This is a genomic window from Limnohabitans lacus, from assembly GCF_030053395.1.
Classification (GTDB): Bacteria; Pseudomonadota; Gammaproteobacteria; order Burkholderiales; family Burkholderiaceae_C; genus Limnohabitans_A; species Limnohabitans_A lacus.
The window spans coordinates 77,485-90,752 of record NZ_JASGBH010000003.1; the positions used below are offsets into that span (position 1 = coordinate 77,485).

Genomic DNA, 13,268 nt, shown 5'->3' on the forward strand with positions numbered 1-13,268 from the left:
GGCGGCCAATTTTCAGGGACGCTGCCGCAGGACCATCTCGTCGCGGCGTATTTCCACGTCAAAGTGCTTCAAAAAGGCTTGGCCCAGCAGCGCTTGTTCGGGTTGCAGACCGCTCAGGCCCACAGTCACGCTGGTGTCGTTGAGCACCAGGTGCCCCGCACGCACGGGCACGCTGCGTACCAGTTGGCCGGGGCGTTGGCCGTTGGCGGTGTGCAAGGTGATGCTTTGGCCCTCAGGCAGCCCGGCTTGGGTGGCCAGCGCCTGGCTCACGCTCACATGGCTGGCGCCGGTGTCCACCAAAAAGCGCACGGGCTGTCGGTTGACTTCTCCCTCGACATGGAAATGCCCGTCGCGCTGGCGCGGAATGACCAAATCACCCGAGCTGAGCGCATAAGGCTTGAGGCTGGCCTGGCGCTTTTGCTCGATCTGGTCAAACACCAGGTACAACACCCCGGCCACAGCCAGCCAGACGGCGGCGATGGCCAAGGCGCCGAGGCGGGCGGTTTGCTGAAGTTTGGTTGGTGGCACAACGAGCAATATAGCTTGTGATGTGCTGAGCCGAGATTCCCCCCACCAGCAACGATAATCTCCCCACTTATCGAGGAGCGTTTGTGGATCTGATGTTGTTGCTGAAAGCCGCCGTGATGGGCGTGGTCGAGGGTTTGACCGAGTTCTTGCCGATCTCGTCCACCGGGCATTTGATTTTGGCGGGGGCTTTGCTGGGTTTCGACGATGACAAGGCTAAGGTGTTCGACATCGCGATCCAGACCGGGGCGATTTTGGCCGTGATCATTGTGTATTGGCAAAAGATCAGCAGCACGGTGCGGGCCTTGCCGCGCAGCGCCGATGCGCAGCGTTTTGCCCTGAATGTGTTCATTGCTTTTGTGCCCGCAGTCCTTCTGGGCCTCTTGTTTGGCAAAGCGATCAAGGCGAACTTGTTCACGCCCGAGGTGGTGGCGACCACTTTCATCATTGGCGGTTTCATCATTTTGTGGGTTGAGAGGCGAAATGCATCTGCCTATGTTTATGTGCCCGTTGAATCGAACACAGATGGCGTTGCTGATGCGGTCCTCAAGCAAAAAGGGCCGAAGATTCCCACAGTAGAAGATATGACATGGCGCGATGCGCTCAAAGTGGGTCTGGTGCAGTGTCTGGCCATGATTCCGGGCACCAGCCGCAGCGGCGCGACCATCATCGGCGGCATGCTGCTGGGCATGTCGCGCAAGGCGGCGACCGATTTTTCTTTTTACCTGGCGATTCCCACGTTGATTGGTGCCGGGGCTTACAGCCTGTACAAAGACCGTGCCTTGCTCAGCATGGCCGACGCGCCCATGTTTGCGGTAGGCCTGGTGTTTTCGTTTTTGAGCGCCTGGGTGTGTGTGCGCTGGCTGCTCAAGTTCATCTCGACCAACAGCTTCGAGGTGTTTGCTTGGTACCGGATCGTGTTCGGTCTGGTGGTGCTGGGCAGCAGCTACAGCGGCTTGGTGACCTGGGCTGCTTGATCAAGCGCCCATGTTGCGCAGCGAAGCCTCAATCGCTGCAGCTGTAGCGATGGGTTTTTCCATCGGGAAGAGGTGGGAGCCGTCCAGCATCATGATGCGACCTTTCACGACCTTGTGGGTCAAGTCAATGCCGGCTTGGCGCATTTCGCTCGAGTGTGTGCCGCCGATGAAAGCGGCGGGGCATTTGAGCGGGTGGCGTTTGAGCAGGCTGTCGAGCTTGTGCGGCAGGCTGTTGTAGATGGCGGTTTCCACCTCGCGCTCGAAGCTCAAGACGCGCTGACCACCCTCGTCGTGCGTGCCGTGCGCAATGTAGTCGCGCAGCACTTGCGGGTCCCACTTGGTGAAGGCTTTTTTGTGCTGAAAGCTCTCGAGCGCGGCCTCGGCGCTGGGCCAGTGGTTGCGGCGTTTTTGGCTGATGCGGCCGGGCGAAAGTGAGCCAATCAACGGTGTGCGTTTGGCCAAGCCCAAGGTGGTGGCACGCCAGCCGCCGATGACGGGCGAGTCGATCAAGACCACGCCGCGTGCCAGCTCGGGGTGACGGGCAGCGCACATCAGGCTCAAGATGCCGCCCAGCGAGTGGCCCACCAAAAAGGCGGGGGTACCGTCGGCTTGTTGCGCGCGTGCAAAGTCCGCCAGCTGCTGCACCAAGTGCGGCCAGTTGTTGGTGACAGGGTATTGCGGGTCGTGGCCGAATTTCTCAATGGCGGCCACTTCAAACCCGCGCTGGCGCAGGTTGTCCAGCATCACGCCGTAGGTGCTGGCCGGGAAGCTGTTGCCGTGGGAAAAGACGATCCGAGCGCGCATCAGATCAGTTTTTCATCCGGCGTGGTGATCTTCTTGAGCAGCGCATTGCGGGCGGCAGGCACCATCAGCGGCACATCGGTCGCGCCGCCGTTCCACATCGGGTCTTCGATGCTGTCGAACATCTGGCGCAGCTTGTCGCCCCAGCTGCTGCGCAGCATCTGGAAGTAGGGGTTGTGCTCGTCGATGCACATGATGCGGTCGGTTTGCAGGCTACCTGCTTTGTAGACCACCATGTCCAGCGGCAAGCCGACCGACAGGTTGGATTTGAGCGTCGAGTCCATCGACACCAGCGCGCATTTGGCCGCTTCGTCCAGCGGGGTGTTGGGGGTGATGACGCGGTCCAGCACCGGCTTGCCGTACTTGGATTCGCCAATCTGGAAGTAGGGCGTTTCGTCGGTCGCTTCGATGAAGTTGCCGGGCGAATAGACCTGGAACAGGCGCATGCCTTCGCTGCCGATTTGGCCGCCGAAGATCATGGACACGTTGAACTCCACGCCCGAGGCACGCAGCGCAGCGGCATCGCGCTCGTACACCCGGCGCACGGCCGCGCCCAGCACGCGGGTGGCGTCGAACATGCTCTTGGCGTTCCAGATGGTCAGCGGTTCGTCCTGGCCGGGCTCGACCAGTTTTTCGATCTGCAGCACTTCGCGTACCGATTGCGAAATGCTCAGGTTGCCCGCCGACAACAAGGCCATGAAGCGGTCGCCTGCTTTTTCATAGACGATCATTTTGCGGAAGGTGCTGATCTGGTCCAGGCCCGCATTGGTGCGGGAGTCGGACAGGAACACCAAACCGGCGCGGGTTTTGACGGCAACGCAATAAGTCATGAACCAACTCTTTAATTTTTGGGCAGCAAACGCTGCAAGGCATACAGGGCATCGAGCGCTTCGCGGGGGCTGAGCGCATCGGGGTTGATTTGGGCCAGAGCGGCTTCCACAGGCGAGGGGCCTGCGGCTTCGGCCTCGGGTGGCGCGGCAAACAGGTCCACCTGTTGGCGGCTTTCAGTGGCCCCGGCTTCCAGGGCGCTCAGGGCGTGGCGGGCGTGGTTGAGCACGGCCGCAGGCATACCCGCCAAGCGGGCCACTTGCACGCCGTAGCTCTTGCTGGCGGGGCCGGGCTGCAGCTCGTGCAAAAACACAATCGACGCACCCGATTCGGCCGCGCTCACGTGCATGTTGACGGCGGCGGTGTGGGTGGCCGGGAACTCGGTCAGCTCGAAGTAGTGCGTGGCAAACAGCGCAAAGGCTTGCGTTTTGTTGTGCAGGTGCGTGGCAATGCCACTGGCCAAGGCCAGGCCGTCAAAAGTCGATGTGCCGCGGCCGATCTCGTCCATCAGCACCAGGCTGTGGGGCGTGGCGCTGTGCAAGATTTGCGCGGCTTCGGTCATCTCCAGCATGAAGGTCGATTGGGCGTTGGCCAGGTCGTCGGCCGCACCGATGCGCGTGTGGATGGCGTCGATGGGGCCGAGGCGGCAGCGGCTGGCGGGCACGTGGCTGCCGATGCTGGCCAGAAGCACGATCAGTGCCACCTGGCGCATATAGGTCGATTTACCGCCCATGTTGGGGCCGGTGATGATCTGCAAACGCTGGCGGGTGCCCAGCACCGTGTCATTGGCGATGAAGCTGGCGCCGGACATTTCAGCCAGCCGCGCCTCCACCACCGGATGGCGGCCTTGGCGGATTTCGATGCAGGGTTCTTTGGTGAACTCGGGTGCGCACCAATTGAGGGTGAGCGAGCGCTCGGTCAGTGCACACAGCACGTCCAGGCTGGCCATGGCCTGCGCCAAAGCAGTCAGCGCGGGCACATAGGGCTGCAGTTGGTCGAGCAGGCCTTCGTAGAGCCACTTCTCGCGGGCCAAGGCGCGTTCTTGTGCCGATAGGGCCTTGTCTTCAAAGGTCTTGAGCTCGGGCGTGATGAAGCGCTCGGCGTTTTTCAGGGTCTGGCGGCGGCGGTAGTCGTCCGGCACTTTGTCGAGCTGGCCTTGCGTGACCTCGATGTAAAAGCCGTGCACTTTGTTGAACTGCACGCGCAGGTTGGCGATGCCGGTGCGTTCTTTCTCGCGGGTTTCCAGGTCCAGCAAGAAAGCATCGCAGTTGGTCTGGATGCCGCGCAGCTCGTCCAGCTCGGCGTCTAGGCCGTCGGCGATCACGCCGCCGTCGCGCACCAGCGCGGCGGGCTCTTCGAGCAGGGCCATTTGCAGCAGTTCGGCGCAATGCGTGGGGGGCGTGAGCCAGCGGGCCATGCCGGCCAACAAAGTGCCGGGCTCAGGCTGAAGGGCTTGCAGTTGTGAGGACAGCGACGCCGCACGCACCAGCGCATGGCGCAAGGCCACCAGTTCGCGCGGGCGCACTTGGCGCAGTGCGGTGCGGGCGGTGATGCGCTCCACATCACTCGCGCCTTTGAGCTGTTCACGCAGGCTGCTCCAGGGGCCAGCACCGCTCTCGCCGCGCAACACGGCTTGGGCTTGCAGGCGGGCGATCGCGGCCTGGCGGTCACGTGGTGGGCTCAGCAGCCAGCTTTTGAGCAGGCGGCTGCCCATGCCGGTCATGCAGGAGTCGAGCAGGGCAAACAGCGTGGGCGAATCGGCAGCGCTTTCGCCGCGCAATGTTTGCGTCAGCTCCAGGTTGCGGCGGGTGCTGGCGGGCAGGTCAATGAGCGCGTCCGAGCGCTGCACCTGCACCCGCTGCACATGCGGCAGGCTGCGGCCTTGGGTGTGTTCGGCATAGGTCAGCAGAGCGGCGGCGGCGGCGTGGGCGTCGGCCAGGGCGTCGGCGCTCCAGGCGGCCAGCGACGCGGCTTGCAGTTGCTCGAGCAGCTTACGTTGACCTAGGCCCGCGTCAAACTGAAAGTCGGGTCGCAGGGCCAATGCCCAGCTGCCCCGGCCTGTGGTTTTGAGGCTGCGCAGTTTTTGTTCAAAGGTGGGCGTCATGCCCGCGCTGGCCAGCAGTTCGCTGGGCGCGATGCGGTCCACCCAATCGGCCAGCTCGTCTTGCGCACATTCGGCCAGGTGCACCACGCCTTGCGTGACGCTGAGCCATGCCAGGCCGCAGCGGTTTTTGGCGGCTTGGTGAACGGCCAGCAAAATCGCTTCGCTCTTGTCGGACAGCAGCTCGGTGTCGGTCAGGGTGCCTGGGGTGACCACGCGCACCACTTTGCGCTCGACGGGGCCTTTGGATGTGGCGACATCGCCCACTTGTTCGCAAATGGCCACCGACTCGCCCAGCTTGATGAGCCGGGCCAAATACGTCTCGACCGAGTGAAAGGGCACGCCCGCCATGAGCACGGGCTGGCCAGCGGACTGGCCACGGCGGGTCAAGGTGATGTCGAGCAGGCCAGCGGCTTTTTCGGCGTCGGCAAAGAACAACTCGTAAAAGTCGCCCATGCGGTAGAACACCAGCGTGTCAGGGAACTCCGCCTTGATGCCCAGGTACTGGGCCATCATGGGGGTGTGGGCACTCAGGTCGAGCGCGGTCATGGCTTAGAAGGGAGCGTCTTTGGGTTCTGCGCTGTCGGCGTCAGGGCCTTCGGCGGCGGTGTCTTCGGCGCTGTTGGCGTCATCGCCCTGGAGCTTGTCCACGGCATCGCGCACGGCGGCTTTGTCACCGGCGCTCGCGAACTTGCTGAACTTGCCCAAAATGCTCACCAGCTGGCCATAAATGCGCGGCGCACCGGCCAAGCACTCTTTTTGTTCCAAAAAGTCGGACTCTCCGGTGAAGTTGCCCACCAAGCCACCGGCTTCGGTCACCAGTAGCGATCCTGCGGCCACGTCCCAAGGGGACAAGCCGGTTTCAAAGAAGCCGTCGGTGAAGCCTGCTGCCACATAGGCCAAGTCGAGAGCGGCCGAACCTGGGCGGCGCAGGCCGGCGGTGCGTTGCATCACGTCGCCCATCATGCGCAGGTACTGGTTGAAGTTGTCGCCCTTGCGGAAGGGGAAACCGGTCGAGATGATGCATTCCTGCAGGCGGATGCGCTTGCTCACGCGCAGGCGGCGGTCGTTCATGAACGCGCCACGGCCTTTGGTGGCGGTGAACAGGTCGTTGCGGGTGGGGTCGTAAATGACGGCTTGCTCGATCTTGCCGCGCACTTGCAGGGCAATGCTCACGCAATAAACGGGAAAGCCGTGGATGAAGTTGGTGGTGCCGTCCAGGGGGTCGATGATCCAGATGTGGTCAGCGGCCGGGTTGCCGTGCTGGCTGCCCGATTCTTCGGCCAAGATGCCGTGGTCAGGGTAGGCGGTCAGCAGGGTGTCGATGATGACTTTTTCACTCGCATGGTCGATCTCGGTGACGAAGTCATTGACTTGCTTTTGCGAGATGCGAACAGCCTCAACGTCGAGCGCGGCACGGTTGATGATGGCGCCAGCGGCGCGCGCAGCCTTGATGGCCACGTTGAGCATGGGGTGGAGATTGGACGACATAAATTGTGTGAAGAACCAGAACTGGCCAAGGCACGATCGCTTTGACGAAGGCTGGATTTTCCCACGAAATTGCCCCTTTCGGGTCACTTTTGCGCCATGAGGGGCCGTTTGTCTCAGTGCTTGCGGGTCTTGCATGGACAATCGGGGCATGAAAACGCGATTCATCCTGATAGAAACCAGCCATGCCGGCAACGTGGGCGCAGCCGCTCGGGCCATGAAGGTCATGGGCTTTGACGAGTTGGTGTTGGTCAAACCCCGCTGGGCCAATGTGCTGCGCAAGGAAGAGACCATCCAGCGCGCCAGCGGTGCCAACGATGTGCTGGACAAAGCCCGTGTGGTGGAGACGCTGGACGAAGCCCTGGACGGCGTGACCCACCTGTGCGCCACGGCCATGACGCCACGCGACTTTGGCCCGCCGACCCGCTCGCCCCGTGAGCACTTTGCCGAACTGACCCAACCCGGCGCGCCCGAGCAGAGCGTGGCCTTTTTGTTTGGCTCCGAGCGCTTTGGCATGAAAAACGAAGACGTTTACCGCTGCCATGTGGCGCTCTCGATCCCGACCAACCCCAAGTTTGGCTCGCTCAATTTAGGCTCGGCCATTCAGGTGATTGCCTACGACTGGCGCGAGGCCTTGGGCGGCTTTCCGGTGCAGGACGTGATCGACCCGGCCGACAAGGCTGATGCCCAGCAGGTGGCGGGCATGCTCACGCATTGGGAACAGGCGCTGACCGACATTGGCTTTTTGGACCCGGCTGCGCCCAAAAAACTCATGCCGCGCTTGAACCAACTTTTCAACCGGGCCGACTTGAGCCCCGAAGAAATCCACATCCTGCGAGGGGTGGCCAAAGCGATGATCCAGACGGCGCAAAGCAAGCGATAGACTAGCAACATGTTTTCACGCCTTCGCTCCGACATCCAGTGCATTCTTGACCGGGACCCTGCGGCCCGCACCGCCTGGGAGGTCTTGACCTGCTACCCAGGTTTGCATGCCTTGGTGCTGCACCGGCGAGCACACTGGTGCTGGAACCACGGCTTCAAGTGGCTGGGGCGTTTCATCTCGCACATCTCGCGTGGGCTCACGGGCATCGAAATCCATCCTGGCGCCAAGATTGGCGAGCGGGTGTTTTTTGACCACGCCATGGGCGTGGTGGTGGGTGAGACGGCCGAGATTGGCGACGGCTGCACGATTTACCAAGGCGTGACCTTGGGCGGTACATCGCTCTACAAAGGCACCAAACGCCACCCGACGCTGGGCAAAGACGTGGTGGTGAGTGCCGGGGCCAAAGTGCTGGGCGGCTTTGAAGTGGGCGATGGCGCCAAGATTGGCAGCAACGCGGTGGTGATCAAGCCCGTGCCCGCTGGGGCCACGGCTGTGGGCATTCCCGCCCGCATCATCCCGTCCAAGACGGGCGAGAGCGCCGATGTGTCGAGCGCACAACCGAAGTTCAATGCCTATGGCATCACCCAGGACGACGACCCGCTGAGCCAGGCCATGCGTGGCCTGATCGACAACGCCGCCGCTCAAGAACACCAGATCGCCATGATCTGGAAAGCGCTGGAACAGTTGTGCGCCCACCAGCAAGTGCACCTGCCCCGCGATGCCACCACCCACGAGAGCTTTGAGGCCGACAAGCTCAATCAGTTGGTGGGCAAGTAAATCTCTGTTTCGGGCGGAACAGCCGCGAGCGATGTCTTAGGGGTTCTTCACTGAACCGTGTTGATGGCAGCTGCTGCCATGAGCTCTTTGCGGCGCTCGTGCAGGCTGCGCCAGCGTTGTTGGGCTTCAGGGTCTTGGCCTGTGCTCGCTTGGGTCAGGGCTTCGGTTTCGAGTTGCTTGAGGCGGTCGATCAACATCATGTTGAGCAGCCTGCGCAGCTCTTGCCGGGCCTCTTGGGGCTCAGGCGGGGTGGCGTCTTCTTGGCCGGGGGTGGTGCCCAGATTGTCCTGGGCCATCCACCGGGTGGCATCTTCGGCAAAGGCCTGGGCTTGCATCTCGCTTTGCAGGGCTGACCAACCCAATGCGCCGTGTTCGTGGAACTGCGATTCGAGCCATGCAAACAGGGGGCCGTGCGGTTCGGGCAGGGCGCAGAGCATGGCGTGGTCTTCGCCAGCCAGCGTTTCCCACAGCGCCATATTGCCCAACAGCAGGCGTGCGGCGTGGTCCGCCCGGCTGGCCGGAATGGTGCGCGGGCCAGTGTAGGGGGGCGGCTGGTCGCGTTTGAAGCGGCTGTTGCCTTTGAAACCGGGTGTCCAATTCGGGTTCTTGCTTTTCCAGTTGTTGCCGTTCGACGGCGTGAAACCGGTGATGCCAGACCAAGCGGGCGGCTCGCCATGGTGCGGCTCGAAGTGCGGGTAATCGTCGCGCCCGGTGCTGGCGGCCTGGCTGAAGGCGGCGTTGGCCGAAACAGGTAAAGCAGGCGAAAGGGCAGCAGCACTTCGGGCAGCGGGCGCAAAGCGCTGGTCGCTGGCCGCTTGTTGGCCCCACAGTTTTTCAAGACCTGCCGTTTCCAGCTGGATGAGTTGCGCCAGCTCTGACAGCAATTGCTGCTTGAGCGCACCCTCGGGCAGCAGCTGCCACAGCGGGCGCGCTTGGCTGGACAGGCGGGCCCGGCCTTCGGCGGTTTGCAGGTCGCAGTCGGCGCTGGCCGCTTCGATCAAAAAGCGCGACAGCGGCATGGCCTGCTTGATCTGCTCGGCAAAGGCGTCTTGGCCAAACTCGCGCACATAGCTGTCGGGGTCGTGCTCGGCGGGCAAGAACAAAAACTTGATGCTGCGCACATCGGTGGCATAGGGCAGGGCACCGTCGAGCGCCTTGCGTGCGGCGCGGCGGCCTGCGCTGTCGCCGTCAAAGCTGAAGACCACCGCATCGGTGAAGCGAAACAGCTTTTGCACATGGTCGGGCGTGCAGGCCGTGCCCAGCGTGGCCACCGCGTTGGCAAAGCCCAGTTGGGCCAGTGCCACCACGTCCATATAGCCTTCGGTCACCAGCACGTAGCCTGCGCTGTGCAGAGCTTCGCGGGCTTCGTACAGGCCATACAGCTCGCGGCCTTTATGGAAAACCGGCGTTTCGGGTGAGTTCAAATACTTGGGCGTGCCGCTGCCGATGACCCGCCCGCCAAAGCCGATGCATTCGCCTTTGATGTTGCGGATCGGGAACATGATGCGGTCGCGAAAACGGTCGTAGCGCTTGTCGTCTTCCTCGTTGACAATCACCAGACCCGATTCGGCCAGCAGCGGGTCGTCGTATTTGGGGAAGATGCTGGCCAGCGAGCGCCAGCCCTCGGGCGCATAGCCCAGGCCAAAGCGTTTGGCGATTTGGCCCGACAAGCCCCGACCTTTGAGGTAGTCGACCGCGCGGGGGGTGATTTTGAGCTGATCGCGGTAGGCTTGTCCGGCTTTTTCAAGCACATCGCTCAGGCTGTCTTGCTTGGCTTTTTGGGCAGCCGCTTTGGCGCGGTCTTCGGGCGACTGTTGTTCTTCGGGCACTTGCATGCCGGTTTGCTGGGCCAGGTCCTTGACCGCTTCGATGAAGGTCATGCCCGCGTGTTCCATCAAAAAGCCGATGGCGTTGCCATTCTTACCGCAGCCAAAGCAGTGGAAAAACTGCTTGGTGGGGCTGACGCTGAAGCTGGGCGATTTTTCGCCATGGAAGGGGCACAGGCCCATGAAGTTGGCGCCACCTTTCTTGAGCTGCACGTATTTGCCCACGACCTCGACCACGTCGACGCGGGACAGCAACTCCTGGATGAAAGACTGGGGGATGGCCATCGGGTTATTTTCGCTGATCTGGGCGAGCCCTGAGGTTTTGCCCGATGTGTTTTCAGGTCAGGGTCAGGCAAACTGGGTCCAATCGCCCGATTTACACGTTTGAGGATTCACCATGACCAGCATTTACGACCAGGATTTGCCCCAGACCCCCGCCAATCATGCGCCCATGTCGCCCCTGAGCTTCATCGAACGCACGGCCGAGGTGTATCCCACGCGTTTGGCCATTGTGCACGGTGATTGGCGCCAGGACTGGGCCACCACCTACCGCCGTACCCGCCAGCTGGCCAGTGCGTTGTCGCAGGCTGGCATTGGCAAGAACGACACCGTGGCCGTGATCCTGCCCAATACGCCGCCCATGGTGGAGGCGCACTTTGGCATCCCGATGGCAGGGGCTGTGCTCAATGCGCTGAACACCCGTTTGGATCCTGAGACCATCGCCTTCATGCTGGACCACGGTGAAGCCAAGGCGGTGATCGTGGACCCAGAGTTTTCCGGCACCATGAAAAAGGCGTTGGCGCTGCGCCAAGCCAAGACGCCGCTTTTGGTGATCGATGTGGAAGATGTGCTGTACACCGGCCCCAGCGAAAAACTGGGATCAACGACTTATGAGGCGTTTGTGGCCAGTGGCGATGCCGACTTTGCTTGGAGCCTACCCAGCGACGAGTGGGATGCCATTGCCCTGAACTACACCAGTGGCACCACCGGCAATCCCAAGGGGGTGGTTTACCACCACCGGGGTGCGGCCACCAATGCGATCTCCAACATTCTGGAGTGGGACATGCCCAAGCATGCGGCGTATTTGTGGACGTTGCCCATGTTCCATTGCAACGGCTGGTGCTTTCCGTGGACGGTGGCGGCACGGGCAGCGGTCAACGTGTGTTTGCGCCGTGTGGATGCGCAGGCGATATTCGATGCCATCCGCAACCATGGCGTGACGCATTACTGCGGTGCGCCCATCGTGCATGGCTTGTTGGTCAATGCGCCTGCCGAGATGAAGGTGGGCGTGCCCGCAGGCGTCAAAGCCATGGTGGCGGGTGCGGCGCCACCGGCTTCGATGATCGAGGGCATGGAGGCCATGGGTTTTGATTTGACCCATGTGTACGGCTTGACCGAGGTCTATGGCCCGGCCACCGTGTGCCCCAAACACCCCGAGTGGGAGGCGCTGGACATTGGCGAGCGCGCTCGCCTGAACGCCCGCCAGGGTGTGCGTTACCACCTGGAACGCGATGTGCGCGTGCTCGACCCCGAGACCATGTTGCCCGTGCCACAAGACGGCGAGACCATGGGCGAGATCATGTTCAAGGGCAACATCGCCATGAAGGGCTACCTGAAGAACCCCAAGGCCACGCAAGAAGCCTTTGCGGGTGGCTGGTTCCACAGCGGGGACTTGGCGGTGCAGTACCCCGACGGTTACATCAAGATCAAGGACCGCAGCAAGGACATCATCATCTCGGGCGGCGAGAACATCTCGTCGATCGAGGTAGAAGACGTGCTGTACCGCCACCCCGCCGTGCTGGCCGCCGCCGTGGTGGCCAAGCCCGATGCGCGCTGGGGCGAGACGCCCTGCGCTTTTGTGGAGCTGAAGGCCGACGCCCAGGTCACGCCCGAGGACATCGTGGCGCATTGCAAGCAGCATCTGGCGGGCTTCAAGGTGCCGCGTGCCGTGGTGTTCGGCGAGTTGCCCAAAACCAGCACGGGCAAGATCCAGAAGTTTGAATTGCGCAAGCAGGCGGGGTCGGCTGCGGCCATCGACGTCTGATCAGACTCGGACTGCCGCCATGGAAAAAGCCACCGGAAGGTGGCTTTTTCCATCTTGCGCTGTCAGCGCATGGCTGGGTCAGCGATGGCTCAGGCGATCACTTCTTGTTTTTCTTTTTGCTCTTTTTGCTTTTCTTGGCGGCTTTTTTGTCAGCCTTTTTGTCCGCTTTTTCAGCTTTTTTTGCCTTGGCGGGAGCTTCGGCTTTGCCTGCAGGCGCTGCCGCAGGGGCGGGTGCTGGCGCAGCCGTCACGGCAGGCACGACAGCGGGGGGTACGGCTGGTGCTGGTGAAGCTGTTTGGGCCATGGCCACAGCGGCCAAGAGGCTGGTCAGGAGGGCGGAGATGGACTTGATCATGCTAAGCCTTTTCGATGTCAATAAATGAAGTCAACGCCATCATTATGAGAGTGCGAACGGGCAAATACGCCGACCGTTTGATTTTTATTCAATGTCAAAGGCATGCGTGCCAAATAGACCCCGCGCACGGTCGGCAAAGTAATGCTCGAGGGTTTCGCGCACAGTGCGAAAGGCCAATTCGTCCCAAGGGATCTCAGATTCGGTGAACAGTTTCGCTTCCATCGTTTCGTGGCCAGGGTCGAATTGATCGCTTGTCAGGCGGGCTCGGTAGTACAGATGCACTTGTCCGACGCGTGGCACGCTCATCACGGTGAACAGGTCTTCCATGATGAACTGTGCGCCGGCTTCTTCGGTGGTTTCTCGGGCGGCGCCTTGTGAAGTGGATTCGCCCAGCTCCATGAAGCCTGCGGGTAAAGTCCATTTGCCTTTGCGCGGTTCGATGTTGCGTTTGCACAGCAAGACTTGATCGCCCAAATGCGGCACCGTGCCCACCACATTCAAGGGGTTTTCATAGTGCACCGTGTGGCACACGGTACAGATGGCGCGTTCTTTGGTGTCGCCGTCATCGGGCAAGCGCCTTGCAACAGGTGCGCCGCATTGTCGGCAGTGTCGAATGGTGCGGCCAAACATCATGGGTGCTTCGTGTTTTTGGGTTCGGTCACA

General features: G+C 61.9%; 12 protein-coding genes. 4 read left to right on the forward strand and 8 right to left on the reverse strand.

Translation table 11 applies throughout. The features are described from left to right. Positions 1-12: 12 nt before the first annotated feature. Positions 13-528 (reverse strand): retropepsin-like aspartic protease family protein, encoded by a 516-nt coding sequence (locus QLQ16_RS04935; RefSeq protein ID WP_283223582.1) that lies wholly within the window; start codon positions 526-528, stop codon positions 13-15. A gap of 83 nt (positions 529-611) precedes the next feature. Here QLQ16_RS04935 and QLQ16_RS04940 point away from each other — a divergent pair, with 83 nt between their 5' ends. Beyond that, positions 612-1,502 carry an undecaprenyl-diphosphate phosphatase gene (locus tag QLQ16_RS04940; RefSeq protein WP_283223583.1) on the forward strand — a complete coding sequence of 297 codons (891 nt, stop codon included), beginning with the start codon at positions 612-614 and terminating at the stop codon, positions 1,500-1,502. On the opposite strand, the gene QLQ16_RS04945 is transcribed toward QLQ16_RS04940, so the two are convergent. The 4 genes from QLQ16_RS04945 to QLQ16_RS04960 are packed head-to-tail and all read right to left on the reverse strand — an operon-like array spanning position 1,503 to position 6,723. Next, on the reverse strand, positions 1,503-2,306 hold the full coding sequence (locus QLQ16_RS04945; RefSeq protein ID WP_283223584.1) for an alpha/beta fold hydrolase: 804 nt from the start codon (positions 2,304-2,306) through the stop codon (positions 1,503-1,505). Then, positions 2,306-3,133 (reverse strand): proteasome-type protease, encoded by an 828-nt coding sequence (locus tag QLQ16_RS04950; RefSeq protein ID WP_283223585.1) that lies wholly within the window; start codon positions 3,131-3,133, stop codon positions 2,306-2,308. Before QLQ16_RS04950 ends, QLQ16_RS04945 begins: the two co-directional genes overlap by 1 nt. An 11-nt stretch (positions 3,134-3,144) precedes the next feature. Beyond that, entirely contained in the window at positions 3,145-5,781 is a 2,637-nt protein-coding gene (mutS, locus tag QLQ16_RS04955) for a DNA mismatch repair protein MutS (protein ID WP_283223586.1), read from the reverse strand. A 3-nt stretch (positions 5,782-5,784) separates the two neighbouring features. Further along, positions 5,785-6,723, reverse strand: coding sequence for an inositol monophosphatase family protein (locus QLQ16_RS04960; RefSeq protein WP_283223587.1), 939 nt, complete (start codon positions 6,721-6,723; stop codon positions 5,785-5,787). Positions 6,724-6,871: 148 nt separating this feature from the next. Here QLQ16_RS04960 and QLQ16_RS04965 point away from each other — a divergent pair, with 148 nt between their 5' ends. After that, positions 6,872-7,603, forward strand: coding sequence for an RNA methyltransferase (locus QLQ16_RS04965; RefSeq protein ID WP_283223588.1), 732 nt, complete (start codon positions 6,872-6,874; stop codon positions 7,601-7,603). 9 nt (positions 7,604-7,612) lie between these two features. Then, complete coding sequence (cysE, locus tag QLQ16_RS04970) at positions 7,613-8,380, forward strand: serine O-acetyltransferase (protein WP_283223589.1); 768 nt, start codon at positions 7,613-7,615, stop codon at positions 8,378-8,380. Positions 8,381-8,427: 47 nt separating this feature from the next. Here cysE and dnaG read toward each other — a convergent pair whose 3' ends face one another. Continuing rightward, a complete protein-coding gene (gene dnaG / locus QLQ16_RS04975; RefSeq protein WP_283223590.1) occupies positions 8,428-10,491 on the reverse strand; it encodes a DNA primase in 2,064 nt (687 codons plus the stop codon). 112 nt (positions 10,492-10,603) lie between these two features. On the opposite strand from dnaG, the gene QLQ16_RS04980 reads away from it, so the two are divergent. Next, a complete protein-coding gene (locus QLQ16_RS04980; protein WP_283223591.1) occupies positions 10,604-12,250 on the forward strand; it encodes an acyl-CoA synthetase in 1,647 nt (548 codons plus the stop codon). Between the two features lie 97 nt (positions 12,251-12,347). Here the strand turns inward: QLQ16_RS04980 and QLQ16_RS04985 are convergent, their stop codons facing one another. Both QLQ16_RS04985 and QLQ16_RS04990 read right to left on the reverse strand, forming a co-directional pair. After that, a complete protein-coding gene (locus QLQ16_RS04985; RefSeq protein WP_283223592.1) occupies positions 12,348-12,605 on the reverse strand; it encodes a hypothetical protein in 258 nt (85 codons plus the stop codon). 84 nt (positions 12,606-12,689) lie between these two features. After that, positions 12,690-13,238 carry an NUDIX hydrolase gene (locus QLQ16_RS04990; RefSeq protein WP_283223593.1) on the reverse strand — a complete coding sequence of 183 codons (549 nt, stop codon included), beginning with the start codon at positions 13,236-13,238 and terminating at the stop codon, positions 12,690-12,692. Positions 13,239-13,268 lie beyond the last annotated feature (30 nt).

Coding starts and splice junctions, on each gene's coding strand:
- QLQ16_RS04945 (WP_283223584.1), bottom strand. CDS start 2,306: ATGCGCGCTCGGATCGTCTTTTCCCACGGCAACAGCTTCCCGGCCAGC.
- QLQ16_RS04950 (WP_283223585.1), bottom strand. CDS start 3,133: ATGACTTATTGCGTTGCCGTCAAAACCCGCGCCGGTTTGGTGTTCCTG.
- mutS (WP_283223586.1), bottom strand. CDS start 5,781: ATGACCGCGCTCGACCTGAGTGCCCACACCCCCATGATGGCCCAGTAC.
- QLQ16_RS04960 (WP_283223587.1), bottom strand. CDS start 6,723: ATGTCGTCCAATCTCCACCCCATGCTCAACGTGGCCATCAAGGCTGCG.
- QLQ16_RS04965 (WP_283223588.1), top strand. CDS start 6,872: ATGAAAACGCGATTCATCCTGATAGAAACCAGCCATGCCGGCAACGTG.
- cysE (WP_283223589.1), top strand. CDS start 7,613: ATGTTTTCACGCCTTCGCTCCGACATCCAGTGCATTCTTGACCGGGAC.
- dnaG (WP_283223590.1), bottom strand. CDS start 10,491: ATGGCCATCCCCCAGTCTTTCATCCAGGAGTTGCTGTCCCGCGTCGAC.
- QLQ16_RS04980 (WP_283223591.1), top strand. CDS start 10,604: ATGACCAGCATTTACGACCAGGATTTGCCCCAGACCCCCGCCAATCAT.
- QLQ16_RS04985 (WP_283223592.1), bottom strand. CDS start 12,605: ATGATCAAGTCCATCTCCGCCCTCCTGACCAGCCTCTTGGCCGCTGTG.
- QLQ16_RS04990 (WP_283223593.1), bottom strand. CDS start 13,238: ATGATGTTTGGCCGCACCATTCGACACTGCCGACAATGCGGCGCACCT.